27 protein-coding genes are annotated in these 22,923 nt (G+C 69.6%); 11 read left to right on the top strand and 16 right to left on the bottom strand.

Annotation, left to right across the window (positions count from 1 at the left end; translation table 11 throughout):
• Window positions 1-99 precede the first annotated feature (99 nt).
• A complete protein-coding gene (locus ACQEVY_RS02040; RefSeq protein WP_432944138.1) occupies window positions 100-828 on the top strand; it encodes a lysophospholipid acyltransferase family protein in 729 nt (242 codons plus the stop codon).
• Window positions 829-865: 37 nt separating this feature from the next.
• On the opposite strand, the gene ACQEVY_RS02045 is transcribed toward ACQEVY_RS02040, so the two are convergent.
• Window positions 866-1,459 carry a transglutaminase domain-containing protein gene (locus ACQEVY_RS02045; RefSeq protein WP_432944140.1) on the bottom strand — a complete coding sequence of 198 codons (594 nt, stop codon included), beginning with the start codon at window positions 1,457-1,459 and terminating at the stop codon, window positions 866-868.
• A 157-nt stretch (window positions 1,460-1,616) separates the two neighbouring features.
• Between ACQEVY_RS02045 and ACQEVY_RS02050 the strand changes: the two genes are divergently transcribed.
• Together ACQEVY_RS02050 and ACQEVY_RS02055 are read left to right on the top strand one after the other, a co-directional pair.
• Window positions 1,617-2,108 (top strand): DUF2975 domain-containing protein, encoded by a 492-nt coding sequence (locus ACQEVY_RS02050; protein ID WP_432944142.1) that lies wholly within the window; start codon window positions 1,617-1,619, stop codon window positions 2,106-2,108.
• Window positions 2,108-2,353: a helix-turn-helix domain-containing protein gene (locus ACQEVY_RS02055; protein ID WP_165338154.1), complete on the top strand. Its 246-nt coding sequence runs from the start codon at window positions 2,108-2,110 to the stop codon at window positions 2,351-2,353. The genes ACQEVY_RS02050 and ACQEVY_RS02055 overlap by 1 nt, the downstream gene beginning before the upstream one ends.
• Window positions 2,354-2,357: 4 nt before the next feature.
• On the opposite strand, the gene ACQEVY_RS02060 is transcribed toward ACQEVY_RS02055, so the two are convergent.
• Genes ACQEVY_RS02060 through ACQEVY_RS02070 form a run of 3 tightly spaced genes read right to left on the bottom strand, consistent with a single transcriptional unit; the run spans window position 2,358 to window position 5,607 of the window.
• Window positions 2,358-3,428, bottom strand: a complete 1,071-nt coding sequence (locus ACQEVY_RS02060) for a threonine aldolase family protein (RefSeq protein ID WP_432944145.1) — start codon at window positions 3,426-3,428, stop codon at window positions 2,358-2,360.
• Entirely contained in the window at window positions 3,425-4,171 is a 747-nt protein-coding gene (locus ACQEVY_RS02065; RefSeq protein WP_432944147.1) for an SDR family NAD(P)-dependent oxidoreductase, read from the bottom strand. The genes ACQEVY_RS02060 and ACQEVY_RS02065 overlap by 4 nt, the downstream gene beginning before the upstream one ends.
• A 38-nt stretch (window positions 4,172-4,209) precedes the next feature.
• Complete coding sequence (locus ACQEVY_RS02070; RefSeq protein WP_432944149.1) at window positions 4,210-5,607, bottom strand: DUF6421 family protein; 1,398 nt, start codon at window positions 5,605-5,607, stop codon at window positions 4,210-4,212.
• A 380-nt stretch (window positions 5,608-5,987) separates the two neighbouring features.
• Between ACQEVY_RS02070 and ACQEVY_RS02075 the strand changes: the two genes are divergently transcribed.
• Window positions 5,988-6,671, top strand: coding sequence for a glycerophosphodiester phosphodiesterase (locus ACQEVY_RS02075; protein ID WP_432944151.1), 684 nt, complete (start codon window positions 5,988-5,990; stop codon window positions 6,669-6,671).
• A gap of 3 nt (window positions 6,672-6,674) precedes the next feature.
• Here the strand turns inward: ACQEVY_RS02075 and ACQEVY_RS02080 are convergent, their stop codons facing one another.
• The gene (locus tag ACQEVY_RS02080; RefSeq protein WP_432944153.1) at window positions 6,675-7,217 is read right to left on the bottom strand and encodes a GNAT family N-acetyltransferase; all 543 of its coding nucleotides are present in this window, start codon (window positions 7,215-7,217) and stop codon (window positions 6,675-6,677) included.
• 72 nt (window positions 7,218-7,289) lie between these two features.
• On the opposite strand from ACQEVY_RS02080, the gene ACQEVY_RS02085 reads away from it, so the two are divergent.
• Window positions 7,290-7,676 carry a VOC family protein gene (locus tag ACQEVY_RS02085; RefSeq protein WP_432944155.1) on the top strand — a complete coding sequence of 129 codons (387 nt, stop codon included), beginning with the start codon at window positions 7,290-7,292 and terminating at the stop codon, window positions 7,674-7,676.
• An 11-nt stretch (window positions 7,677-7,687) separates the two neighbouring features.
• Here ACQEVY_RS02085 and ACQEVY_RS02090 read toward each other — a convergent pair whose 3' ends face one another.
• Both ACQEVY_RS02090 and ACQEVY_RS02095 read right to left on the bottom strand, forming a co-directional pair.
• Entirely contained in the window at window positions 7,688-8,059 is a 372-nt protein-coding gene (locus ACQEVY_RS02090) for a VOC family protein (RefSeq protein WP_432944157.1), read from the bottom strand.
• A 35-nt stretch (window positions 8,060-8,094) separates the two neighbouring features.
• Complete coding sequence (locus tag ACQEVY_RS02095) at window positions 8,095-9,060, bottom strand: LLM class F420-dependent oxidoreductase (RefSeq protein WP_432944159.1); 966 nt, start codon at window positions 9,058-9,060, stop codon at window positions 8,095-8,097.
• Between the two features lie 61 nt (window positions 9,061-9,121).
• Between ACQEVY_RS02095 and ACQEVY_RS02100 the strand changes: the two genes are divergently transcribed.
• The 3 genes from ACQEVY_RS02100 to ACQEVY_RS02110 all read left to right on the top strand — a co-directional run bounded on the left by ACQEVY_RS02100 (window position 9,122) and on the right by ACQEVY_RS02110 (window position 11,095).
• Window positions 9,122-9,364 (top strand): DUF7218 family protein, encoded by a 243-nt coding sequence (locus ACQEVY_RS02100; protein ID WP_432944161.1) that lies wholly within the window; start codon window positions 9,122-9,124, stop codon window positions 9,362-9,364.
• A gap of 109 nt (window positions 9,365-9,473) precedes the next feature.
• Window positions 9,474-10,112 (top strand): diguanylate cyclase, encoded by a 639-nt coding sequence (locus ACQEVY_RS02105; protein WP_432944163.1) that lies wholly within the window; start codon window positions 9,474-9,476, stop codon window positions 10,110-10,112.
• Window positions 10,109-11,095 carry an SMP-30/gluconolactonase/LRE family protein gene (locus tag ACQEVY_RS02110; RefSeq protein WP_432944165.1) on the top strand — a complete coding sequence of 329 codons (987 nt, stop codon included), beginning with the start codon at window positions 10,109-10,111 and terminating at the stop codon, window positions 11,093-11,095. The genes ACQEVY_RS02105 and ACQEVY_RS02110 overlap by 4 nt, the downstream gene beginning before the upstream one ends.
• Here ACQEVY_RS02110 and ACQEVY_RS02115 read toward each other — a convergent pair.
• On the bottom strand, window positions 11,088-11,567 hold the full coding sequence (locus tag ACQEVY_RS02115; RefSeq protein WP_432955024.1) for a flavin reductase family protein: 480 nt from the start codon (window positions 11,565-11,567) through the stop codon (window positions 11,088-11,090). The two genes, ACQEVY_RS02110 and ACQEVY_RS02115, sit on opposite strands and share 8 nt — an antisense overlap.
• 117 nt (window positions 11,568-11,684) lie before the next feature.
• On the bottom strand, window positions 11,685-12,053 hold the full coding sequence (locus ACQEVY_RS02120; protein WP_432944167.1) for a DUF6479 family protein: 369 nt from the start codon (window positions 12,051-12,053) through the stop codon (window positions 11,685-11,687).
• 125 nt (window positions 12,054-12,178) lie between these two features.
• On the opposite strand from ACQEVY_RS02120, the gene ACQEVY_RS02125 reads away from it, so the two are divergent.
• Window positions 12,179-13,228: a Ppx/GppA family phosphatase gene (locus ACQEVY_RS02125; protein ID WP_432944169.1), complete on the top strand. Its 1,050-nt coding sequence runs from the start codon at window positions 12,179-12,181 to the stop codon at window positions 13,226-13,228.
• On the opposite strand, the gene ACQEVY_RS02130 is transcribed toward ACQEVY_RS02125, so the two are convergent.
• Entirely contained in the window at window positions 13,204-14,133 is a 930-nt protein-coding gene (locus ACQEVY_RS02130; RefSeq protein WP_432944171.1) for an N-acetyltransferase, read from the bottom strand. The two genes, ACQEVY_RS02125 and ACQEVY_RS02130, sit on opposite strands and share 25 nt — an antisense overlap.
• 169 nt (window positions 14,134-14,302) lie before the next feature.
• Between ACQEVY_RS02130 and ACQEVY_RS02135 the strand changes: the two genes are divergently transcribed.
• Entirely contained in the window at window positions 14,303-15,064 is a 762-nt protein-coding gene (locus ACQEVY_RS02135) for a VOC family protein (protein ID WP_432944173.1), read from the top strand.
• Window positions 15,065-15,074: 10 nt separating this feature from the next.
• On the opposite strand, the gene ACQEVY_RS02140 is transcribed toward ACQEVY_RS02135, so the two are convergent.
• From ACQEVY_RS02140 to ACQEVY_RS02165, 6 genes are all read right to left on the bottom strand, one after another.
• The gene (locus tag ACQEVY_RS02140; RefSeq protein ID WP_432944175.1) at window positions 15,075-17,078 is read right to left on the bottom strand and encodes a glycoside hydrolase family 31 protein; all 2,004 of its coding nucleotides are present in this window, start codon (window positions 17,076-17,078) and stop codon (window positions 15,075-15,077) included.
• Between the two features lie 56 nt (window positions 17,079-17,134).
• A complete protein-coding gene (locus ACQEVY_RS02145) occupies window positions 17,135-17,962 on the bottom strand; it encodes a carbohydrate ABC transporter permease (protein WP_432944177.1) in 828 nt (275 codons plus the stop codon).
• A complete protein-coding gene (locus ACQEVY_RS02150; protein ID WP_432944179.1) occupies window positions 17,959-18,921 on the bottom strand; it encodes a carbohydrate ABC transporter permease in 963 nt (320 codons plus the stop codon). The genes ACQEVY_RS02145 and ACQEVY_RS02150 overlap by 4 nt, the downstream gene beginning before the upstream one ends.
• 8 nt (window positions 18,922-18,929) lie before the next feature.
• Window positions 18,930-20,174, bottom strand: coding sequence for a sugar ABC transporter substrate-binding protein (locus ACQEVY_RS02155; RefSeq protein ID WP_432944181.1), 1,245 nt, complete (start codon window positions 20,172-20,174; stop codon window positions 18,930-18,932).
• Between the two features lie 25 nt (window positions 20,175-20,199).
• The gene (locus ACQEVY_RS02160; RefSeq protein ID WP_432944183.1) at window positions 20,200-21,399 is read right to left on the bottom strand and encodes a LacI family DNA-binding transcriptional regulator; all 1,200 of its coding nucleotides are present in this window, start codon (window positions 21,397-21,399) and stop codon (window positions 20,200-20,202) included.
• 144 nt (window positions 21,400-21,543) lie between these two features.
• A complete protein-coding gene (locus ACQEVY_RS02165; RefSeq protein WP_432944185.1) occupies window positions 21,544-22,074 on the bottom strand; it encodes a MarR family winged helix-turn-helix transcriptional regulator in 531 nt (176 codons plus the stop codon).
• 210 nt (window positions 22,075-22,284) lie between these two features.
• On the opposite strand from ACQEVY_RS02165, the gene ACQEVY_RS02170 reads away from it, so the two are divergent.
• Window positions 22,285-22,836 carry a DUF5134 domain-containing protein gene (locus tag ACQEVY_RS02170; RefSeq protein WP_432944187.1) on the top strand — a complete coding sequence of 184 codons (552 nt, stop codon included), beginning with the start codon at window positions 22,285-22,287 and terminating at the stop codon, window positions 22,834-22,836.
• The last annotated feature ends 87 nt before the right edge of the window (window positions 22,837-22,923 follow it).

Below are 22,923 nucleotides of genomic sequence, written 5' to 3' on the forward strand. Positions count from 1 at the left end.
TCTTCGGGCACGATCTGCCCAATGCCGTAAACCTACGGCTGCGTAACTTTCCCGCCGGGAGCCCCCCTTCCCAGGCAGAGAGAAGGGTCCACTCCGTCCATGGCTGAGCTTGCCTACCGTCCCGCCATCGGTCTCGCCCGCACGCTGTTCAAGGCCTGGGACCTGAAGATCGACTGCAAGGGATCGGAGAACATCCCGCGCTCGGGCGGTGCGGTGCTGGTGAGCAATCACATCAGCTACCTCGACTTCATCTTCGACGGTCTCGCCGCCCTGCCACAGAAGCGCCTCGTCCGCTTTATGGCGAAGGAGTCGGTGTTCCGGCACAAGGTCTCCGGCCCGCTGATGCGCAACATGAAGCACATCCCCGTGGACCGCAGGAACGGTGAGGCCGCGTACGCGCACGCACTGGACTCGCTGCGTTCCGGTGAAATCGTCGGGGTCTTCCCTGAGGCCACCATCTCGCAGTCGTTCACGCTGAAGAGCTTCAAGTCGGGTGCCGCGCGCATGGCCCAGGAGGCCGGCGTCCCGCTGATCCCGATGGCCCTGTGGGGTACGCAGCGACTGTGGACGAAGGGGCACCCGAAGAACTTCAAGCGGAGCCACATCCCGATCACCATCCGGGTGGGCGAGGCGATCGAGGCCTCCCGCGACAAGTACGCCGGCGCGATCACCCGCCAGCTCCGCGAGCGCGTCCAGGAACTCCTGGAAGCCGCCCAGCGCGCCTACCCCGTACGCCCCAAGGACCCGAACGACACCTGGTGGATGCCGGCCCACCTCGGCGGCACGGCCCCCACTCCCGAAGAGGTCAAGGCCGCCGAGGCGCGCTGAGCCGCTGCTTCGCGTCCGCCTTATCCGTCTTGCCCCCTCAGAGTGCGGTGGGGAGTGTCTTCCAGAGGTACTCGCGGTCGGGAGCGGCCTTGAGGGCGTGCAGAACAGCCGGGTGAGGTTCGGCGTACAGAACTGAGTAGTCCGTCTCGTTGGACTTCGGGTCGGGCACCCAGGCCAGGCGCTCCCCCTCGAGCGAGAACCGGGCGTCGACCCCCGGCTTGTTGCCGCGGGGGTCCTGCCGATGCCATGCCCCGTTGAACCGCACGGCGACGAGACCGTGCACGCAGAGCGCGCTGCCGTCGTCATGCATCAGCGACTGGTAGCACAGCGCCGTAGGGATGTCCTCGGCCCGCAGCAGCGCGGCCAACGCGTGGGCCTTGGCGTGACAGATACCGGTCCCCTGCTCCAGTACGTCCGAGGCGCGCCAGGTGACGCGCGGATCACCGCTGTCAGCCGAGTGCGGGATGCCATCGCGGACAAACTCGTACGCCGCTTGTGCATAGGCATACGAGTCGGCGACCGTCGAGGCGAGCCGCGCCGCCGTCTCCCGTACGAGCGGATGATGATGGTCGATAACCTCGTCGGCGGCCAAGTACGCGGAAAGGTCAGGGGTTTCCTGGATCAGCTCCATGCCCGCAGAGCATAGGAACGCGACCAGTAGAGAGTCAATGACTTTTCTTTCAAACGCATATTTATGCAAGCGCCTCCCCCTCTGCACAGCCCACCCCCCTTGCCACGCCTATCGAATATCGATAGCTTTCCATCGTGGTTCGATCGAGGGAGAAGCAATGGGAAAGCTGGCGGTGCTTGCGCTGCGCGCCGTGCTCGTGGTGGTGCTCACCGGCACCGTGTTCGTACAGGCATCGATGGTGTGGGCGTTGGTCAGCGGGAGTGACCCGGAGGACGGGTCACTCCCGCTGACGCCGCTGCGCGTGATCACGATCCTGGGCATCGGGACGGCCCAGGTCGCCCTGGTCTGTATATGGCGACTGGTAACGATGGTGCGACGCGGAACCGTGTTCTCCCACGCCGCCTTCCAGTACGTGGACGTCATCATCGGCGCGATCGTTGCGGCTGCTCTCGTGTGGTTCGCGGCCACGGCCCTGAATGCACCCGGCCAGCGGGACGACCCGGGCGTCACCCTCATCATGGGCGGGATTGGCGTGGCCATCCTGGGAGTGGCGCTCATCGTGCTCGTGCTGCGGATGCTGCTCGCCCAGGCCGTCGCGCGCGACGTCGAAGCGGCGCAGATGCAGGCCGAGTTGGACGAGGTGATCTGATGCCGATCGCCGTCGACATCGATGTGATGCTGGCCCGGCGGAAGATGTCCGTGGGCGAGCTAGCCGACCGCGTCGGGATCACGCCCGCCAACCTGGCGGTGCTCAAGAACGGCCGCGCGAAGGCGGTGCGCTTCACCACCCTTGCCGCGCTCTGTGAGGTGCTCGAGTGTCAGCCGGGAGACCTGCTGCGCTGGGAGGCGGAGGACGCCGAGGAGGCGCGGACGGGCGAGGTCAGCCGTCGGTGACGGCTCATCGCGCCATCTCCTCCTTCAAGGCGGCCAGGAAGCCGTCCACGTCGTCCTCCCTCGTATCGAAGGAGCACATCCAGCGGACGTCGCCTGCTGCTTCGTCCCAGAAGTAGAAGCGGTAGCGCTTCTGGAGGCGTTCGCTCACGTCGTGGGGCAGCCGGGCGAAGACGGCGTTGGCCTGCACCGGGTGGAGGATCTCGACGCCGTGGACCGCGCGGACGCCCTCGGCGAGGCGCTGGGCCATCTCGTTGGAGTGGCGGGCGTTGCGCAGCCACAGGTCCCTGGCGAGCAGGGCCTCCAACTGCACGGAAACGAAGCGCATCTTGGAGGCGAGCTGCATCGACAGCTTGCGCAGGTGCTTCATATGGCTGACGGCGTCCTGGTTGAGGACGACGACGGCCTCGCCGAACAGCGCACCGTTCTTGGTGCCGCCGAAGGACAGCACGTCCACGCCGACCGCGTTGGTGAACGCCCGCATCGGCACGTTCAGCGAGGCCGCCGCGTTGGCGATCCGGGCGCCGTCGAGGTGCACCTTCATGCCGCGGGCGTGGGCGTGCTCGCAGATCGCGCGGATCTCCTCGGGCGTGTAGACGGTGCCGAGTTCGGTGTTCTGGGTGATCGAGACGACCTGCGGCATGGCGCGGTGCTCGTCCTCCCAGCCGTACGCCTGCCGGTCGATCAGCTCGGGTGTGAGCTTGCCGTCGGGGGTGGGCACCGTCAGCAGCTTGAGGCCGCCCATGCGCTCGGGGGCGCCGCCCTCGTCGACGTTGATGTGCGCGCTCTCCGCGCAGATCACCGCGCCCCAGCGGTCCGTGAGCGCCTGGAGTGCCACGACGTTGGCGCCCGTCCCGTTGAAGACGGGGAACGCCTCGGCCGTCGCACCGAAGTGACTGCGCATCACCTGCTGGAGGTTTTCCGTGTACGCGTCCTCTCCGTATGCGACCTGGTGACCGCCGTTGGCCAGGGCCAGGGCGGCGAGCACCTCGGGATGGGCTCCCGCGTAGTTGTCGCTGGCGAAGCCGCGGATCTCCGGGTCGTGATGACGCCGCGCGTCGGTCTTCGGAGGGTTCACGGCTTCTTTGTCAGCCACAGACGCTGTCCGTTCACTTCGGCGGCGGGCCGCTCCCAGACGTCGGCGATGGCCTCGGCCAGGTCCTTGACGTCCGTGAAACCCGCGAACTTCGCGTTGGGGCGCTCGGCGCGCATCGCGTCGTGCACCAACGCCTTCACGACCAGGATCGCAGCCGCCGACGTGGGCCCGGACTCACCCCCGGCCTTGCGGAAGTAGTCCGCCATGGCCAGCGTCCAGGCCTCGGCGGCGGCCTTCGCGGCGGCGTAGGCGGCGTTGCCCGCGGTGGGCTTGCTCGCCCCCGCGGCGCTGATCAGGACGTACCGGCCGCGATCGCTGCGCTGCAGGGCCTCGTGGAAGGCGAGGGAGGTGTGCGCCACCGTACGGATGAGCAGCATCTCGAGGAAGTCCCAGTCGTCGAGGCTCGTCCTGGCGAAGGTCTCGCTGCCGCGCCAGCCGCCGACGAGGTGGACCAGGCCGTCGACGCGCCCGAAGTCCTTCTCGATGCGGGTGGCCCAGTCCTGAGCCGACTGCCGGTCGAGCAGGTCGACCGTGTCCCCGACGACGGTCGCGCCGCCGTGTGCGTAGCTCGCCGCGTCCACGGCCTCCGCGAGCCGCTCCGGATCGTTGTCCGAGCCGATGACGACCGCACCGGCCTCGGCGAGCCGCATCAAAGTGGCCCGGCCAGCGGGACCACCGGCACCGGCCACCGCGATCACCGCGCCGTCGAGCGCCCCGTTCCCCATGGTCCTCGCCTCCTGAGCAGTGTTCGTAGCGAGGTCACTCACGCGGCGACCCGCTCGGCGCTCTCCGCGGTGATGCCCTTCGTCGAGGCAATCACGTTCTTCAGCTTCTTGGACAGTGCCTCATAGAACATGCTCAGCGGAAACTCGTCCGGAAGCACGTCATCGACGAGTTTTCGCGGCGGCTGGCTCAGATCCAGGGCGTCTGGGCCCTTGGCCCACTTGGAGCCCGGGTGCGGGGCGAGGTAGGTGGAGACCAGTTCGTAGCCGGCGAACCAGTGGACCAGCTTCGGGCGGTCGATGCCCTCGCGGTACAGCTTCTCGATCTCGGCGCACAGCTCGTTGGTGACCTGCGGGGCGCGCTGCCAGTCGATGGACAGCTTGTTGTCGGTCCAGCGGACGACATCGTGCTTGTGCAGGTACGCGAAGAGCAGCTGGCCACCGAGGCCGTCGTAGTTGCGGACGCGCTCGCCGGTGACCGGGAAGCGGAACATCCGGTCGAACAGCACCGCGTACTGGACGTCACGGCCCTGCGAGACGCCGTCGGCCTCCAGCTTCACGGCCTCCCGGAAGGCGGTGAGGTCGCAGCGCAGCTCCTCCAGGCCGTACATCCAGAACGGCTGGCGCTGCTTGATCATGAACGGGTCGAAGGGCAGGTCGCCATGGCTGTGGGTGCGGTCGTGGACCATGTCCCACAGGACGAAGGCCTGCTGGCAGCGGTCCTGGTCGGCGACCATCTCGCGGACGTCGTCGGGCAGTTCGAGCCCGAGGATGCCGACGGCGGCCTCGGTGACCCGGCGGAACCGGGCGGCCTCCCGGTCACAGAAGATGCCGCCCCAGCTGAACCGCTCGGGGGCCTCGCGCACGGCGATGGTCTCCGGGAAGAGGACAGCCGAGTTGGTGTCGTAGCCGGAGGTGAAGTCCTCGAAGGTGATGCCGCAGAACAGCGGGTTGTCGTAGCGGGTGCGCTCCAGTTCGGCGAGCCAGTCCGGCCAGACCATGCGCAGCACGAGGGCTTCGAGGTTGCGGTTCGGGTTGCCGTTCTGCGTGTACATCGGGAAGACGACCAGGTGCTGGAGGCCGTCCCGGCGGTTGGCGGCGGGCTGGAAGGCCAGCAGTGAGTCGAGGAAGTCGGGCACCTTGAAGCCGCCGTCGGCCCAGCGGCGCAGGTCGGCGACCAGCGCCTTGTGGTACGCGGCGTCGTGCGGCAGCAGAGGGGCGAGCACCTCGACCGCGTCCACGACACGGCGTACGGCGCGCTCGGCGTCCTCGCGATCGGGGGCGCCCTTGGCTTCGAAGTCGATCGAGCCGTCCTTGGACTGCCATGGCCGGATCCGCTCCACGGCATCCTTGAGCACGGGCCAGGCCGGGTGCTCCACCACCCTGCCACCGGGAGGAACCTGCTCCTCCATACCCACCTGCACAAGAATTTCCGTCATGACCCCATCCTCCACGGGAGAACCTCGCGTACCCACACCGTATGCATGTGGGGTTCTCTCCCACAAGTGGAGGTTCGGGAAATCGTCCTGTGTCACCCCACCTTCACCGCCCTTTTTCCTGTGAGATACCGTTCAGGCGATTACTTCCACCGTTGCCTGGGTAGCGGTGCCTGGCGGTCGGCGTGCGGACGGTCAACCCGCCTCGGGACTCGCCCACCGGAGGGTGAGCCCGGGCCCGCTGCAGGCAGCTGGAATGCGTGATTCCTCGCGTTCGGACCGGGTCCATCGCCGAGCTGGGCGATTAGGCTGCGGCTGGCCGCGTGGGCACGGGACCGCAGCGCGCGGCTGCCGAGCCGCCGTCGACGGAAGCGGAGTCAGTCTTGAACTTCCTCACCATCGGTCACCGCGGAATCATGGGTGTCGAACCCGAGAACACCCTCCGTTCCTTCGTCGCCGCCGAGCAGGCCGGCCTCGACGTGATCGAACTCGATCTGCATCTGAGCAAGGACGGCGCACTCGTGGTCATGCACGACGCCGACGTGGACCGGACGACCAACGGTTCGGGGCCGATCGCCGAGCAGACCCTCGCCGAGCTGCGCACGCTGGACGCGGGCCGCGGTGAGCGCATCCCGGTCTTCGAGGAGGTCGTGGACGCCGTCGCGGCTCCGCTCCAGGCCGAGATCAAGGACGTCGCGGCGGCTCGGGCACTCGCCGAGGTCATGCACCGGCGGGATCTGGCCGGACGGGTCGAGGTGCTGTCGTTCCACGACGAGGCGGTCGCCGAGATCGGGCGGCTCGTCCCGGGTGTACGCACCGGTCTCGTCGCCAGTCGGTACGGCACCGATGTCGTCGAGCGCGCGATCGCGGCCGGCGCCACCAGTGTCGTACTGAACATCCGGCGGCTCACCCTGGAGATCGTCGAGTGCGCGCGCAAGGCGGATCTGCGGATCATCGGCTGGGTGGTGAACACGCAGGACCATCTGCGGCTGGTACGCGCCCTGGAGCTGGACGGCGCGACCACCGACTACCCGGAGATCAAGCGCACCGGCCGCTTCACGGCATAACGCCTACGCGAGCGGCTTCACCAGCAGCTCGAACTCCAGGTCGTCGCGCTGTGGAATGCCGAACCGCTCGTCGCCGTACGGGAAGGGCGTCCTCTGTCCCGTACGGCGGTAGCCGCGCCGCTCGTACCAGGCGATGAGGTCTTCTCGTGCGGTGATCACGGTCATGTGCATCTCCACGGCGCCCCAGTTCACGCGGGCGTACCGCTCGGCCTCGGCGAGGATCACCTTGCCGAGGCCCCCGCCCTGCTGCTCCGGGCTGACCGCGAACATGCCGAAGTAGGCGTGGTCACCGCGGTGTTCGAGCTGACAGCAGGCGATCAGGCTGCCGTCGCGCTCGACCACGCGCAGTCGGCTGTCCGGCGCCTTGATGACCTCGAGCACGCCCTCCGGGTCCGTCCGCTGCCCCTGAAGGATGTCCGCCTCGGTGGTCCAGCCGGTCCGGCTGGAGTCCCCGCGGTAGGCCGACTCGATCAGCGCGACAAGGGAGTCGACGTCGGCGTCGGTGGCATCGCGGAAGGTCAGTCCGGTGGATGCGGCGGTGTCCATGGAGGGAGTCTCCGATCTCGGCGCGGCTCGGGCACCGACGAGGGTAGCCCTCTCCCACTAAGGTGCGACTCCATGGTGCACGTACTGAGCAGCCGGACCCTGCTCCGGCCGACCGATCCCGAACGTTCCCGCGCCTTCTACGGCGAGCAACTGGGCCTCCCCGTCTACCGAGAGTTCGGCACCGGATCGGAGCGCGGCACCGTCTACTTCCTCGGCGGCGGTTTCCTGGAGGTCGCGGGCCACTCCGAGGAACCCCCCTCCCCCGCGGTCAAGCTATGGCTCCAGGTGGCGGACGCGACGGCCGCGTACGAGGAGCTGACCGCTCGGGGCGTCGAGATCGTACGGCCCCCGGTCAAGGAACCGTGGGGCCTGATCGAGATGTGGCTCACCGATCCGGACGGGACCGAGATCGTGGTGGTGGAGGTGCCGGCGGACCATCCGCTGCGGTATCGGCCGTAGGGCTTGGCTCGTCAGTCCCAGCACAGGCAGAACGGGTGGCCCACCGGATCCGCGTACACGCGCCAGCCCCGGCGGCCGTTCTCGTCGTCCAGGTCGAGTGGGGTGGCGCCGAGGGCCAGTACCTGGGCCTCGGCGGCTTCGATGTCCTGGATGGTGAAGTCCAGATGCACCTGCTGGGAGTTCTCGTCGGCGCGCGGCCAGTCCGGCGGGCGGTAGCCGTGAGCCCGCTGGAACGCGATCTGGTGGCCGCCGGGCACGTGGAGGGTGTACCAGTCGTCGTTGTACTGCTTGATGTCACCGCCGAGCACACCCGCGTAGAAGGCGGCGAGGGCCGGGGGATCCGGGCAGTCCAGGGCTACGAGGCGGTACTCGGCGATGGGCATGGTGTGGACGTCCTTTCTCTCCGCTCAGGTCTCGTTCACAGGTCCTTCAGGGCCGCCAGCAGCTCCTTCTCCGCCCATTCCAGGAACGGCAGTTGGTGGTCGCCGCCGACCTGGACCAGGGCGATCTCGGTGAAGCCCGCGGTGACGTAGGGGCGTACGGCTTCGACGAAGGTGTCGACGTCGTCGCCGCACGGGATGGTCTGTGCGACGTCCTCGGGGCGTACGTTCGCGGTGGCCGCGTCGAAGTTCTTGGGGCCGGGCAGTTCGGCGTTGACCGGCCAGCCGCCGAGCGACCAGCGGAACTGCTCGTGGGCCCGGGTGACGGCGGCGTCCTTGTCGGGGTCGTAGCAGACGGGGAGTTGACCCACCCTGGGTTTGCCGGTCCCGCCGTGGCGGTCGAAGGAGTCCAGCAGTTCGGACTTGGGCTCGGTGGCGATCAGGAGGTCGGCCAGGCGGCCGGCGAGTGCGCAGGAGCGCTCGCCGGAGACGGCGATGCCGATCGGGGGCGGGTCGTCGGGGACGTCGTACAGCTTGGCGTTCACCACGTCGAAGTGTTCGCCGTGGTGGTTCACGTTCTCGCCGGTGAACAAGGCGCGGATGATCTCCACGGACTCTTCCAGCATGTCGAGACGGGTATGCGCGGCGGGCCAACCGCCGCCCACCACATGCTCGTTGAGGTTCTCGCCGGAGCCGAGCCCGAGCCGGAAGCGGCCCTCGGCGAGCAGCTGCGTCGTGGCGGCCTTCTGCGCGACGACCGCCGGGTGATAGCGGGTCGTCGGGCAGGTCACGTACGTCATGAGGGGAATCGTGGACGTGGCCTGCGCCGCGGCGCCGAGCACGCTCCACGCGTACGGGGCGTGCCCCTGTTCCTCGAGCCACGGGAAGTAGTGGTCCGAGGTGACGGAGAAGTCGAATCCGGCCTGCTCCGCGGCCACCACATCCCGTACGAGCTCACGGGGGCCGGTCTGCTCGGTCATCATCGTGTATCCGATTCGCACCATGAGTTCCGGGTGGCCGGTGCGGGGTACCCGAAACGTGCCCTGGATGAAAGAAGGGATCTCCATGCCCAGGTCGCAGATCAAGGACGAGAAGACGTACGAGTCGCTGCGCCGTGAGGGCGCGGGCAAGGAGAAGGCGGCGCGGATCGCCAACAGCCCGACGTCCTCGTCCCGCAAGGGCGGCAAGCACGGCAAGTACGAGGACCAGTCGAAGTCGGACATCTACGAGGAAGCCAAGAAGGTCGGCATCAAGGGCCGTTCCTCGATGTCGAAGGACGAGCTGATCAAGGCACTGCGGAATCGTTGACACCGAGCCGTTGCAGGCCCGGTGCGACAGCCGACGGTGTGTGTGCCCGGGCCGGTGTCGGGTACCGGAGCCGGGCACGCCGCATGCCCGTGTTGCGACGGAGGTTTCCATGACTCTGCCCGGCAAGTCCCTGACCCGCTCCTGGAGGCACTGGCGGCAGGGGCGCGCCCAGTTGTCGGTTCCCCTCTCCTCGACCGACGTGGAGGACGCGAACCGGAGGTTTCTCCTCTACGGAGTGCTGCCCTTGTGGGTCGTACCCGCGGTCGCCGACTGGTGGATGCACCGGCGCACCCGGATCGAGCACACCTCCGGCACGAAGGAGTCCGCCGTACACGCGCTCATGATGACCGAGGCCGGAATCCCGGTCGCCATGGGCCTCCTGGCCCGCATCAACCCGCTTGTCCTGTCCGTCATGGGCGGCGCCGCGGCGGCCCACACCGCCACCGCCCTCTACGACGTGACCCTGGCCACCCACAAGCGCGAGGTCCGCCCCATCGAGCAGCACATCCACAGTTTCCTGGAGGTGCTGCCGCTGGCGGGACTCGCCTTCATCGGCTGCCTCCATGCGGACCAGGTGCGCGCGACGCTGCGTGGCGGTCCCGGCCGCGACGACTGGAAGCTGCTGCCCAAGGAGCGGCCCCTGTCGGCTCCGTACCTGCTGGGCCTCGGCGCGGTGATCGGCGCCGGTGTCGCGCTGCCCTACGCCGAGGAACTGCGGCGCTGCGTCCGGGCGCAACGCGCTTCATGACACCGCGCCGAACCGCTCCTCGTCCGCTGCCGTCGCCGCGTCGGATCCTGCTCGGCGGGACGGGACCCGAGGATGTGGTCGCCGACCACGAAGGCCGCGTGGTCACGGGTGTCGAGGACGGTCGCATCCTGCGCGTCCACACCCAAGGTCCTGCCCGGGTCGAGCAGATCGCCCGTACCGGAGGGCGTCCGCTGGGGCTGGAAGTCCTGCGGGACGGGCGGCTGTTGGTGTGCGACGCGGAGCGCGGGCTGCTGCGGGTCACGCCGAGCGTCGGCGGCCCGGGCAGCTCCGGCGAGGGCAGGGTCGAGGTTCTCGTGGACTCCGTGGCGGGTGCGCCACTGCGGTTCTGCAGCAACGCGGCCGCGGCTTCGGACGGCACCGTGTACTTCACCGCGTCCAGCACGCGCTACGGGCTTCAGGACTGGCTCGGCGATCTGATGGAGCACACGGCGACCGGCCGGCTGTTCCGACTGCGGCCCGACGCCGACGCGCCGGAAGTCCTGCTGGACGGCCTCGACTTCGCCAACGGAGTGGTGCTGTCCGAGGACGAGTCCTGTGTCGTGGTGGCCGAGACAGGCGCGTACCGCCTGACCCGGCTGTGGCTGTCCGGCCCGCGAGCCGGCCGCCGCGACACCCTGATCGAGGACCTCCCAGGGTTCCCGGACAACCTTTCCCGTGGCGCGGACGGGACGATCTGGGTCGCCCTCGCGGGTCCGCGGCAGGCACCCCTCGACTGGCTGCGACGCGCGCCGGTCCCGGTGCGCCGGGCGGTCTGGCGGGCCGTACGCCCTCTGCGTATCCGGCCGCTGCCGGTCGCGCGTGTCATGGGCATCGGTCCCGATGGCGGCGTCCGCCACGACCTCAGGCGGTCCAGGGCGGGCTACCGGATGGTGACCAGCGTGTACGCGCATGAGGGCACCCTCGTGCTGGGCAGCCTGCTGGAGGACGGGGTCGCCGTGTGCGAGCTGCCCGCCTTCAGCTGACCGGGTGCCCGGCGGTGATGTCGACGACATCGCTCAAGCACAGCGGCCGCCGATCCGTCGCCTCCTGTGTCTCGCCGGCGACGGAGCTGAGCAGGAAGCCGATGTGATCGCCCGTGTCGACGTGGCCTTCGACCCGGCCGGCGAACCAGGCGAGCGTGTCGTCCAGTACGGGAACGCCGCCGGGGCCCGGCGTCCAAGGCGTGCGGGCGAACTTGTCCACGCGGTCGCCCGTCTCGCCGCCGAAGAGTTCCGCGAGGGCGTGCTGGTCGCTCGCGAGCAGGTGGACGGCGAGCTGGTCGGCGGAGCGGGCCACCCGGTACGTCCGGTTCAGGGTCGAGAGCCAGACCATGAAACGGGCGGGTTTGATCGAGCACGGCGAGGCGAAGGTGACCAGGCAGCCGGCTCGTTCTCCGTCGGCGGCGACGGTCACGACGTACGCGGGGTGGTCGAGCCGGTCGACGAACGACTGCATGGCGGTCACGGCCGCTCCCTACTGCTGACGCCCCACCCGGCCGGGTCGCGCGGGCAGCCCTCGACGGGACGGGGCTCCGTCACAAGCCCCGCCCCTTCGTAGACCGGCCGGCGACCCTCAGTGGTGCCCGGGGCTGCCGCTGCCGAACCCGCCGCTGCTGTTCGGGCTCCAGCGCGGCGGTGTCTGGTCCTTCGCGGTGTGCGAGCGGATGTTGCCGAAGCCCCGCAGCTCGTGCGGGGCGAGGTAGCCGCCGTCATGCGGCACCTCGTCCGGCTCGCGCATCTCGCGGACCTCGTGGACGGGACCGGAGTCGGGGAGATGCGGCTGGTCCTCCGGACGCGGCGGCTCGGGCTCCCGGGAACGCACGCGCATACCCAGCCACACCGCAAGGATCAGCATCGACGCGATCACCACCCCCATCGCGAAGGGGATGGCCCCCGCCGCGATCTCGTGAGGGATGGCCAAACCTCTGCCGAAGGTGTCCATACCCCTCGTGTACCCCACCGGACCGGCTGAAACGGTGCCCGCGGGCCCAGCTCGGAGGGGGCGCGCACGCGTCCGCGTGCGCGGGAGCACCGCATGGCGGACGCCGGCCCGGGTACTGAGGAGGGATGCGTATGGGAGTGCTCGATGTTGGTTCGAACACGGTACGGCTGGTCATCGCGGAGACGGACGGTGCCGTTCCACTGCCCGTGCACACCGCGAAACGGCGCCTGAGACTCTCGGCGTACGTCGAACGGGGTGGCCATCTGCCGGACGAGCAGGTGGCCAGGCTTGTGGATGCCGTCACGGCCGCCCGGGACGAGGGCGTGCGCTGGGGTGTGTCGGCGCCCTTCGCCTTCGCCACGGCGATCGTGCGGGACGCCCCGAACCGTGCGGAGATCTTGCGGAAGGTCGCCACGGAGACCGGGGTGCCGCTGCACATCCTGCCCGGCGAGGTCGAGGCCGAGCTGACGTTCCTGGCCGCGCGGCGCTGGATGGGCTGGCGGGCGGGGCCGCTGGCCATGCTGGACATCGGCGGCGGTTCGCTGGAGGTGGCGTTCGGCCGCAGCAAGCTGCCCGACTTCGCGATCTCGCTGCCGCTGGGCGCCAACCGTCTGACCCGTGAGCACTTCCGCGGCCAGGACCCGCCCTCGGAACGCAGGGTGCGGACGCTGCGCCGCCATGTCCGGCACCAGCTGCGCGATGTCGCGGCCCGCATACGGTGGGAGGCGCCGCGTACGACCGTCGCCACCTCGCGTACGTTCCAGCAGCTCGGCCGGCTGTGCGGGGCGCAACCCGGCCGGTCGGGACCCTTCACGCCGCGCGCCATGACCCGCGCCGACCTCCGCCTGGCCACGCGTCGGCTCGCCGAGCTGCCTGCCGCGGAACGCGCCGCCCTGCCCGGCATCTCGGCCGCGCGCGCCGAACAGTCCCTCGCCGGGGCCATCGTCGCGCACACCACCATGAAGCTGATGGGCATCGACGAGGTGACCATCTGCCCCTGGGCGCTGCGCGAAGGCGTCCTGCTCCGCTGTATCGAGGACGGCAACGCCGACTGGTGGAACGGCACGGCCCCTTCCCTTCGCGGGCATGAGGCCGGGCCGCCACAGGTGCTGCATCCAGTCGGCGGAGACGACCACGCGACAGCGGGTGCTCAACTTCCGCGCGGGGCCAGGTAGTTGGGCTGGTGCACCCAGCCGCGGTCCGTGCGGGTCAGCTCGTGGAAGCCGGCGGCGGTCAGGCGTCCGATCGCCTCCGTGTCGTCGGCGTCCTCGTACGCGAGGAGCCGCTCCACGCCACACAGCCGCAGCCAGTGGGCAGCCTGGGCGAGGAGCCAGTTCTCCAGGCCCTTCATCGGGTGCTCGATGTGGAAGTTGCCGATGTCGGCGAGGCCGCCGCTGCGGGCGTGGCGTTCGGGGCGGCTGAGGGCGGTGTCGATCTCGATGAAGCCGAGGGCGCGCCGGTCGGTCCGTGCCGTGAAGCGGGTGCCGCACTCGCCGAGGGTGCGGGCGACGTGGACGCCCGGCAGTGGCGTCAGCGGTGGCAGATCGGCCACCTCGGCGATCAGGATGACTTCGGTGCCGCCCGTGTGCCGGAAGCCGGCTCGTTCGTATGCGGCCCGGATGTGCGGCCAGGGCCGGGGCAGCCCGTACACGGCGGGGGCGGGCAGGGCGCCGTCGGCATACCGGACGCGGACGTTCCAGCGGGCGAGCTGGGCGACGCAGGCGGCCATCAGCAACTCGGCGGCGGCGTCGGAGTCCTTCCAGAAGGAGGCGGTCGGCTGGCAGACGAACCAGTTGATCTCGCCGGCGTCCCGGTAGTCCTCGCCGACCTCGGCGTCGGCGCGGTAGCGCAGCAGATGGGCGCCGGCCACCACGTACTGGCGCTGCTCGGCGACGAGGGTGACACGCTCTGCCACCCAGGGGTCGGTGATGAACTCGTCGGGCTGGCGCTGGAGTTCGCTGAGCACGGTGTTCACGGAGACGGAGACACCGGGGACCACGGCGGCGACATGGGCGTTGACGAGTTCGGTGAGTTGATCGCGGTCGTCGCGGTGGAAGGGGCGCACCTGGAGCGCGGACATGCGGGGACCTCCGGGGAGATGAGCGTGAGGAGGCCGCCATGAGGTGCGGTACGACGCTGAGGGTACGCCGCTCGGATTGGACCCGCCATGGGATTTCCGTCGGATGGCCGGGAGGCGGAGGCCGGGTTTAGCGTGCTGTGCAAGGAGCGCTTCCGGCGAAGGGACGACCATGAAGCTGGACAAGGCGGTTCCCGGAGGCCCCTGCTGGACCGAGCTGGGGACCAGTGATCTGGACGCGGCCAAGCGGTTCTACACGAACATCTTCGGCTGGCGTCCGGAGACGGATCCGCGTCAGGAGGCGGGCGGCTACACCATCGCGCACCTCGGCGAGGCACCGGTCGCGGCGCTGACTCCGCTGTACCAGGAGTCGCAGCCGGTCGCCTGGAACGTGTCGTTCTGGGTGCCCGACGCGGACGCGGCCGTGGCGGCGGTACGCGCCGCGGGCGGCGCGGTCCTCATGGAGCCGATGGACGTGTTCGACCTGGGCCGTTTCGCGGTGGTGACCGATCCGGGCGGCGCGGCCTTCCAGCTGTGGCAGGCGCGGTCCTTTCCCGGCGCGGGACTGTTCAACGCGCCGGGCTCGCTCGGCTGGGTCGAGTTGATGACGCGCGATCCCGTGGCGGTGACCGCCTTCTACACGGCGGTGTTCGGCTGGACGGTCCGCGCCTCGGCGTCGTACACGCAATGGGGCATAGAGGGAGCCGACTTCGGCGGCATGGTGGAGATGGGCGACAAGTTCCCGCACGAGGTGCCCTCCCACTGGCTGCCCTATTTCGCCGTCGAGGACGTCGACAGGACCGCGCAGGACTGCACCGCCGCCGGCGGCTCCCTCCTCATGGAACCCACCACGATCGGGGACGGCCGCCGCATCGCCGTACCGCGGGATCCGCAGGGCGCGGTGTTCGGTCTCTACACCGCGGGCGAGGAATAGGCCCCGCCCATCACTCGCCCTCCTCCCTGAGGGGCAGCTCGGCTCCCTGAGTCGTGAAGACCGGGATGCGTTCGATCGGCGCCTCGACGGTGAGTGTCCGGCCGCCCTCGTACGTGTCTCCCGTCCAGGCATCGGTCCAGGTACGGCCCGCGGGGAGGTACACCTCGCGACTGCGTGCGCCCGGTTCGGTGACGGGTGCGACGAGGATGTCCGGGCCGAAGAGGAACTGGTCCTCGACGGTCCAACTGGCCGCGTCCTGGGGGAAGTCGACGAAGAGCGGTCGCATGGGCGGCACTCCGTCGGCCGCCGCGATCCGCATCTGCTCGTGGAGGTAGGGCCGCAGACGCTCTCGCAGGAAGAGCTGCTCCTTCAGAATTCCGTACGCCTCCTCGCCGTATGACCACACCTCGTTGGGGCCGCCGGTCTGCGCGTATCCCCAGGGCATGCGGGGTTCGCGGTCGCCGTGCAGGCGGAAGAGGGGACAGAAGACGCCGTACTGGAACCAGCGGATCATCAGTTCGCGATACGCCGGGTCGTCCGGGTCGCCGCCGTGGAAGCCGCCGATGTCAGTGGTCCACCAGGGGATGCCGGAGACGGCGACGGACAGTCCCGCCCGCACCTGTGCGCGCAGCGAGTCCCAGGTCGCGGGGATGTCGCCGGACCAGACGGCCGCTCCGTACTTCTGGGAGCCCGCCCAGGCCGAGCGGGACAGCAGTACGGTGCCTGGCTGTCCGGCGGCGGCCATGCCCTCGGCGAAGAGGCGGGCGTTGTCGCGGGGGTAGACGTTGACGGCCTGGGCGCCGGGACCCGCGTACAACGTCGTGTTCTCGTGGTGAGCCGGGTCGAGTTCGGGCTCGCAGGCGTCCAGCCAGAAGACGCGGATGCCCAGGTCGAGGTAGTTGCGCCGGACCAAGTCCCAGACGTACGCGCGGGTGTCGGGGTTGGTCGGGTCGTAGACGGAGACCTGCATCCGGGCCGCCATGCCCTTGTCCTGGACCAGGTGGTGCACCTCGGCGCCCTGGTCGGAGCCGAGGAGCAGACCGCGGTCGCGGAAGTCCTCGTAGTTCTCCGACAGGGGCGACACGGTGGGCCAGATGGACACCATCAACTCGATGCCCAGCTCGGCGAGTTCGTCGACCATGGCCTGTGGGTCGGGCCATTCGTCGGGGTCGAAGCGGTAGTCGCCCATCGCCGACCAGTGGAAGTAGTCGGAGACGATGACGGACATCGGCAGTCCGCGGCTCTTGTGCTCGCGGGCCACGGCGAGGAGTTCGTCCTGGGTGCGGTAACGGAGCTTGCACTGCCAGAAGCCGCTGGCCCAGTCGGGGAGTTCGGGTGCGTGGCCGGTGGCGTCGGCGTACCGGGCGAGGATGTCGCGCGGGGTGGGCGCAGCCGTGATCCAGTAGTCGATCGCGCGGGCCTGGTCGGCGGTCCAGCGGGTGGAGTTCTCGGCGAACTCGACCCGGCCGAGGGCGGGTTGGTTCCACAGGAGGCCATAGCCCCGGCTGGAGAGCACGAAGGGGATGGACACTTCGCCGTTGCGCTGGATGAGGTCGAGGCCCAGACCCTTGTGGTCGAGGCGGCCGTGGGTGTGCTGGCCGAGGCCGTAGAGCCGTTCGCCCTCGTACGCCGCGAACCGCTGGTGGATCTCGTACGCGCCGGACCGGTTGCCCTTGAACTCGCGGGCGCCCGGCGACCAGGGGTGCTCCGGGCGCTCGGCGAGCAGTTCCTCGCCGGTGCTGGTGCGGGTGAAGGTCAGCAGTGACTCGGCGCCGCTGAAGACGACCGTGACCGTCAGCTCGCCGTTGACCAGCTGGGCCGTGGTCTTGTCGGCGCCGACGGTCAGGGTGCCGGTGCGCTCCGGCGGCGTCTCGAGGGCGCCGACGCTGTCCGTGGGGATGCGGTACTGGGCGACCCGGACGCGGGCACTGTCCGTGCCCCAGGCCTCGACACGCAGCACCTCGTGCCGGTGCCGCACCTCCAGGGCCTCGTCGAGCACACGGAAGACGGGCATGAATCTCCTTGCGTACGAGGGGAGTTACGAAGCTGTAGTGGGTCTCAGGAGGGGCCTCAGGATTTGACGCTGCCAGCGGTCAGGCCGCCGACGATGTAGCGCTGGAGCATCGCGAAGACGCATACCACGGGGATGCTGACGAGCGTGGCGACCGCCATGAGGGGCCCCCAGTCGGTACCCGTCTGGCCGACGAAGGTGTTGAGCAGGACGGTCACCGGCTGCACCTTGGGATCGCTGTTCAGCGTGATCCCGAAGACGAACTCGCCCCAGCCGAGCAGGAACGAGAAGCCGCCGATCGCGATCAGGCCCGGTCGCATCACCGGCAGTACGACCCGCCACAACACCCCTGGCAGACCGCAGCCGTCCACCAGCGCCGCCTCCTCCACCTCGACGGGCATGGCCCGCACCAGTGGCCGCAGCACGATGACCGCGAACGGCAAGGTCAGTGTCGTATCGGCGATCACCAGGCCGATGAGGGTGTTGGTCAGCTCCACTTGCCGCAGCACGATGAACAGCGGCGCGGCCAGCACGATGCTCGGCAGCAACTGCGCCACCAGCAGCGACAGGACCATCGCGCCGGAGCCCCGCATCCGGATCCGGGCGACCGCGTAGGTCAGGGGCACCGCGAGCAGCAGTGTCAGCGCCACCACGCCGAGCGAGATGGCGACGCTGTTGAGCAGTGCCTGGCCGAGCATCGGCTTGTCGAGGGCCCGCGAGTAGCTGTCGCCGGTGAACGGCGAGGGGATCCACTGCGGTGGCGAGACGAGCACCTGGTCGGGCTTTTTCAGCGAGGTGGCGATCATCCAGTACAGCGGCAGCAGGAAGAAGGCCGTGATGACGCCCGCGACGAGCGTGAGCAGCCAGGGCCGTTTGGTGCGGGTCATGAGGCGGCTCCTTCCTTGCGCAGGCGCCGTACGTAGACGATGGCGACGACCAGTGGGATGACCAGCAGGAGCGTGCCCGCCGCCGCGCCCCGGCCGAGCTGGAAGAGTTTGAAGGCGATCTCGTACACGTACAGCGGCAGGACTCTGGTGCTGTCGACGGGGCCACCGCCGGTGAGGACGAAGACCAGGTCGAAGACCTTGAAGGTGTAGATGAGGCCGAGGAGGAGGACGGCGGCCGCGACCGGCTTCATCATCGGGACGGTGATGTGGCGCAGCCGCTGCCAGGGTCCGGCGCCGTCGATCTCGGCGGCCTCGTAGAGCGTCGGGTCGATGGACTGCAGGCCGACCAGGAGCAGCAGCATGTTGAAGGGAACGCCCACCCAGATGTTGGCGGCGATGACTCCGGGCAGGGCGGTGCTGGGGTCGGTCAGCCAGTTGTGGGCGAGGGAGTCGAGGCCGACGAGGCGCAGGAGTTCGTTGTACGCGCCCGCGTCGGCGTCGAGCATCCAGCGGAAGAGGGTGCCGCTGACGATCGGCGGCAGCAGCCAGGCCACCAGCATCAGCGAGCGGAACAGGCCCGCGAGCGGGAACGTCTTCACGAACAGCAGCGCCAGCGCGAACCCGATCGTGAACTGGAAGAACAGCGAGCCGGCCGTGAACACCAGCGAGACGCGCACCGCGTGCCAGAAGGCGCCCTCGGAGGCGACGCTGTCGTAGTTGTCGGCGCCGCTGAACTGCCAGTCCCCGGTGAGGAGATCACCGATGGCGACATCATGGACGGACGTCCAGAAGTTGTAGGCGAGCGGGAAGAGCATGGTCGCGCCGAGGAACAGCAGGGCCGGCGCCGACATGACGTACCCGGCCCGTGTGCGGCGCACCGCGAGGGAACGGCCGCGCCGCACGGTCTCGGTCTTCTCCACCGCCTTCAGCGGCTCGCGGGCTTTCACCTGAAGGCTCATTCCCTGCCTTACTTCTTCAGCTTGGGCGTGATGGCGGACGCGGCCTTCCGTGCGGCGGCCTGCGGGCTGGAGCTGCCCGTGAGGGACGCCTGGAGGGCCTCGGCCATCGCCTGCGACATCTGCGGGTAGTTCGGGCCGTACGAGCGGGGGCGCGCGTTGGCGAATTCCTGCACGAAGACCTTCAGGGTGGGGTCGGTGGCCCACTTGCCCGCGTCGGCCATGTCGGAGCGGGCGGGCAGCAGGCCGAGCCCGTCGAGGTACTTGGCCAGGACCGCCTTCTCCTGGCTGCGCACGATGGCCTTCCAGCACTGGTCGGCCTTGCTGCTGGTCTTGAGGATCACCCAGTTCTCACCGCCGAGGCAGCTCGCCGGCTCCTTGTCGATGGGAATCGGTACGACGCCCCACTTGACCTTCGTCTGCTCCTGCAGGGCGGGCAGTTGCCAGGGCCCGTTGATCTGCATGGCCGCACGCCCGGACACGAACTGAGTGTTGGCGTCCTGCTGCGTCCAGCCCACGCTCTGCTTCGACATCGAGCCGGCGTCCACCAACTCCTTGAGGAACCCGAGCGCCTTGGCGCCGTCCGTGCCGAAGGTGTCCAGGTCACCGCCGGTGGACCACAGGAAGGGCTCGAACTGGAAGACGCCCTCCTCGGTCTTGACCGCGCTCATGGCAAACCCGAACGTGTCGCCCTTGGTGAGCTTCTTCGCCGCCTCCGCGAGCTCGTCCCAGGTCTTCGGGGGCTCGACGCCCGCGGCCTCGAGCATCTCGGTGTTGTAGTACAGACAGAGGCAGTTGGAGTTGTTCGGCACGGAGTACGTCTTGCCGTCGATGACGCCGCTGTTCCACGGGCCCTCGTAGTACGCCTTCGACTGGCCCCACTCCTTCACACGGTCGGTGAGATCGGTGAGGAGTCCCTGCGGGACGAAGGAGTTCATCGAGGTGTTGTCGACGATCGCGATGTCCGGCAGGTCGCCGGAGGCGGCGCCCTTGATGATCGCGGGCTCCAGCTCGGCGAAGGGGAAGCTCCGCCGCGTGATCTTGACGCCGACCTGCTTCTCGATGTCGGCGATAAGGGCCTTTATCCCGGGCTGGCGGGCCTCCTCGACGAGGTAGTCCCACCAGACGAGCTCGTTGGAGCCGGAGGAGCCGCTCTCCGAGCCACCGCAGGCGGTGAGCGGGCCCGCGAGGCCCGCGGCGAGAACTCCAGAGCCCGATATCCGCATGAACGAGCGGCGGTCGAACCGGTTCGACATGTGCGTCTCCCAGGGGGTGCGTGGATCAACTGCGCGTCTGCGCGGGGCCGGTGCTCGCGCGGACCGTGAGTTCGGGGGTGAGCAGGTGCTGCCGGGGCCTTGCCGTCGAGGAGCCCGCCAGCCGTTCCAGCAGCAGGTCCACGGCGAGCCGGCCCATGACGTCCGACGAGTTGTCGAAGCCGGTCATCATCGGGGTGACCGTCTCGGCCCAGCGGGCGCCGACGACGCCGGTCACCGAGACATCGCCGGGCACGGACAGGCCCGCCCGGTCGAGCCCGCGGTACAGGCCCACGAGCGCGGCCTCGTTGAGCACCACGAGCCCGGTCGTCCGCGGGTCGTGGTCGAGGATTTCGCGGACGACGGCCTCGCCGGAGGCGGCGTCGTCCTCGCAGTGGTGGATCTCGCCGGTCAGCCCCAGTTCGCCGACGGCGGCCCGGAAGCCGTCGACGCCTCGATGCGCGGCCTCGTAGCCCACGGCGAACAGCTTCCGCGGCCGGTTCACCAGGGCGAGCCGCCGGTGACCGAGTTCGGCGAGATGCCGTACGCAGCGGGCGGTGAGCTCCGTCCAGTCCATGTCGACCCACGACAGGGCGTCGGGGTCCGCGGTCCGTCCCATGGTGACGAAGGGGAACCCGGTGCCGAGGAGCCGGTCCACCCGCGAGTCCTGTACGCGTATCTCCATCAGGATCGCGCCGTCCACGCGGCGTTGGCCCACCAGCCGGTCGAAGGCCTCGTCCGAGCCCTCACCGCTGCGGGACAGCAGTACGTCGTGGTCTTGCACGGCGGCGGCGTCGATCACCGCGCTGAGGAAGTCGAGCTGCATGTCGGTGTAGCGCCGGCCGGCCGGCGGGAACACCACGCCGATGGTCTGGGTGCGGCCGTGGGCCAGGGCGCGGGCGCTGGCGTTGGGCTGGAAGCCGTGCTCGTCGATGACCTTCTGGATACGCAGCCGGGTCCGCTCCGAGATCGGCCGCTTGCCGCTCAGGGCGTACGAGACCGTGCTGCGCGAGACACCGGCGAGGCGGGCGATCTCGCCGATGTTGACGGGGGTGGGGCTGCCGCTGTTCACGGGTATGCGGCTGCCCTTGGTCGCAGAGTCGGGGCCGCCGGTTGCGGAGTTGGGGCCGCTGGTCGCAGGGGTGTCGCCGCTGGCCGTAGGAGTGGGGCCGCCGTCGCGCACGGGGGTGCGGCTGCTTTCGGCCACCTCGTCGAACCGGTTCGACATCGCGGACACACCTCCCCCACACCCAGAGTCGTTCGACATTTCGTACGTCAGCCGGTTCACCGAACCGGCGTGCCGAACGTAGGAGTGACACAGGTCTCATGTCAACGGGCAGTAACCAAGAAGTTTCTGAGGCGACAGAAGCTCTCAGACCCGCGGAGCGCCCAGCCGTTCTTCAAGGCGGCCCAGCAACTCCCCCAAAAGCGCGCCGAGTTCGCCCTGCGTCGAGGTGTCGATCCCGGACAGGACGGCGGTCTCGTACGCGAGTTGTTCGGGGACGATTTCGTCGACGAGTTCGCGTCCGGCGTCGGTGAGACGCAGGTGGGCGACGCGCCGGTCACGGCTGTCACCGCGGCGCTCGACGAGGCCGCGCCCGGTCAGCTGCTTGAGCCGCTTGGCCACGGCGGCGGCTGAGGAGAAGGTCTCCCGGGCCAGTTCCCCGGGGGTCAGCTCCCGGCCGGTGCGGCGCAGCGCGGCCAGCAGCTCGAACTCGGGACGGGTGAGCCCGGCATGGCGCAGCGGGGCGTCCTCCGCCTCCCGGAGCAGGGCGGCACAACGGTTGATGCGGCCGATGATCTCTATGGGACTGGTGTCGAGGTCCGGGTGCACCGTCCGCCACTGCCGCACCACCTCCCCGACGGTGTCCCCCGCTGTCGCCCGCCCATTCGCTGTCGTCATGCCTGTGCGCCCCCGAGTGCGTGCAGTCCTGCAGTCGTACCAATGCTGCGAGCGTACGGTGTCCGCTCGGCCCGGCGCGCAGCGCCCGCTCCGGAGGGAAGTGCACCCCGGGCGCTCCCCGTGTACACCCTTGCGCTCGCGTGCACGCGAGCAGGCCAGGGCATCTCTTCGACCGGACTGTCCGAACACCGTCGATCGGGGAGGTGCGCGGTGCACGGACCGGTGCCGGCGCTCTGGCTGCTCGTCGCGCTGTGCGCGGCGACTGGGGCCTATGGTCTGCTGAGGATGCGGAGTTCCGTCGAGGCGCAGCGGCGCACGGCGGGCGGTGAGGCACTCATGGGCTTCGGCATGGCCGCGATGGCCGTGCCCGCCGCCGCACTGTCGCCGCCGCGCTGGGCCTGGCTGGCCGGTGCGGTGGTGTTCGGTGCCGCCGCGCTGCAGGCCCTGTGGGCGGCACGGGCCGACCGCCTTCACCTTCACCACCTGGTGGGCGCGTCCGCGATGGTCTACATGGCGGCGGTGATGGCGGGCGGGACACACTCCGGGCCACCGGTGCTGACCGGGACCCTCCTCGCGTACTTCACCGGGTATGTGCTCTGGACCGGGACGCGCCTGGTGCCCGTCGCCGTCGCCGCAACCGAAGGGGCCAGCCGAAACACCCGAGGCGCCCGCACGGTCCAACTGGCCGATCGCCCGGAGCTGGCGTGTGCCTGCCGGCTCTCGATGGGGATCGGGATGCTGGCCATGCTCCTCACCATGTGACGGGCGTGCGCGGGGCCTGTACGAGATCGTGGTCTGTGTCACTTTGCCCCGGCAGCCCGTATCCCCTCGCTGCGCCGCCCAAATAGG

Source organism: Streptomyces sp. CA-288835 (assembly GCF_050936385.1).
Lineage (GTDB): Bacteria > Actinomycetota > Actinomycetes > Streptomycetales > Streptomycetaceae > Streptomyces.

What these genes read in the sequence shown, in the direction of transcription:
- ACQEVY_RS02040 (WP_432944138.1), top strand. Translation starts at nt 100, where the DNA reads ATGGCTGAGCTTGCCTACCGTCCCGCCATCGGTCTCGCCCGCACGCTG.
- ACQEVY_RS02045 (WP_432944140.1), bottom strand. Translation starts at nt 1,459, where the DNA reads ATGGAGCTGATCCAGGAAACCCCTGACCTTTCCGCGTACTTGGCCGCC.
- ACQEVY_RS02050 (WP_432944142.1), top strand. Translation starts at nt 1,617, where the DNA reads ATGGGAAAGCTGGCGGTGCTTGCGCTGCGCGCCGTGCTCGTGGTGGTG.
- ACQEVY_RS02055 (WP_165338154.1), top strand. Translation starts at nt 2,108, where the DNA reads ATGCCGATCGCCGTCGACATCGATGTGATGCTGGCCCGGCGGAAGATG.
- ACQEVY_RS02065 (WP_432944147.1), bottom strand. Translation starts at nt 4,171, where the DNA reads ATGGGGAACGGGGCGCTCGACGGCGCGGTGATCGCGGTGGCCGGTGCC.
- ACQEVY_RS02070 (WP_432944149.1), bottom strand. Translation starts at nt 5,607, where the DNA reads ATGACGGAAATTCTTGTGCAGGTGGGTATGGAGGAGCAGGTTCCTCCC.
- ACQEVY_RS02080 (WP_432944153.1), bottom strand. Translation starts at nt 7,217, where the DNA reads ATGGACACCGCCGCATCCACCGGACTGACCTTCCGCGATGCCACCGAC.
- ACQEVY_RS02085 (WP_432944155.1), top strand. Translation starts at nt 7,290, where the DNA reads ATGGTGCACGTACTGAGCAGCCGGACCCTGCTCCGGCCGACCGATCCC.
- ACQEVY_RS02090 (WP_432944157.1), bottom strand. Translation starts at nt 8,059, where the DNA reads ATGCCCATCGCCGAGTACCGCCTCGTAGCCCTGGACTGCCCGGATCCC.
- ACQEVY_RS02095 (WP_432944159.1), bottom strand. Translation starts at nt 9,060, where the DNA reads ATGGTGCGAATCGGATACACGATGATGACCGAGCAGACCGGCCCCCGT.
- ACQEVY_RS02100 (WP_432944161.1), top strand. Translation starts at nt 9,122, where the DNA reads ATGCCCAGGTCGCAGATCAAGGACGAGAAGACGTACGAGTCGCTGCGC.
- ACQEVY_RS02105 (WP_432944163.1), top strand. Translation starts at nt 9,474, where the DNA reads ATGACTCTGCCCGGCAAGTCCCTGACCCGCTCCTGGAGGCACTGGCGG.
- ACQEVY_RS02110 (WP_432944165.1), top strand. Translation starts at nt 10,109, where the DNA reads ATGACACCGCGCCGAACCGCTCCTCGTCCGCTGCCGTCGCCGCGTCGG.
- ACQEVY_RS02115 (WP_432955024.1), bottom strand. Translation starts at nt 11,567, where the DNA reads ATGCAGTCGTTCGTCGACCGGCTCGACCACCCCGCGTACGTCGTGACC.
- ACQEVY_RS02120 (WP_432944167.1), bottom strand. Translation starts at nt 12,053, where the DNA reads ATGGACACCTTCGGCAGAGGTTTGGCCATCCCTCACGAGATCGCGGCG.
- ACQEVY_RS02125 (WP_432944169.1), top strand. Translation starts at nt 12,179, where the DNA reads ATGCGTATGGGAGTGCTCGATGTTGGTTCGAACACGGTACGGCTGGTC.
- ACQEVY_RS02130 (WP_432944171.1), bottom strand. Translation starts at nt 14,133, where the DNA reads ATGTCCGCGCTCCAGGTGCGCCCCTTCCACCGCGACGACCGCGATCAA.
- ACQEVY_RS02135 (WP_432944173.1), top strand. Translation starts at nt 14,303, where the DNA reads ATGAAGCTGGACAAGGCGGTTCCCGGAGGCCCCTGCTGGACCGAGCTG.
- ACQEVY_RS02140 (WP_432944175.1), bottom strand. Translation starts at nt 17,078, where the DNA reads ATGCCCGTCTTCCGTGTGCTCGACGAGGCCCTGGAGGTGCGGCACCGG.
- ACQEVY_RS02145 (WP_432944177.1), bottom strand. Translation starts at nt 17,962, where the DNA reads ATGACCCGCACCAAACGGCCCTGGCTGCTCACGCTCGTCGCGGGCGTC.
- ACQEVY_RS02150 (WP_432944179.1), bottom strand. Translation starts at nt 18,921, where the DNA reads ATGAGCCTTCAGGTGAAAGCCCGCGAGCCGCTGAAGGCGGTGGAGAAG.
- ACQEVY_RS02155 (WP_432944181.1), bottom strand. Translation starts at nt 20,174, where the DNA reads ATGTCGAACCGGTTCGACCGCCGCTCGTTCATGCGGATATCGGGCTCT.
- ACQEVY_RS02160 (WP_432944183.1), bottom strand. Translation starts at nt 21,399, where the DNA reads ATGTCGAACCGGTTCGACGAGGTGGCCGAAAGCAGCCGCACCCCCGTG.
- ACQEVY_RS02165 (WP_432944185.1), bottom strand. Translation starts at nt 22,074, where the DNA reads ATGACGACAGCGAATGGGCGGGCGACAGCGGGGGACACCGTCGGGGAG.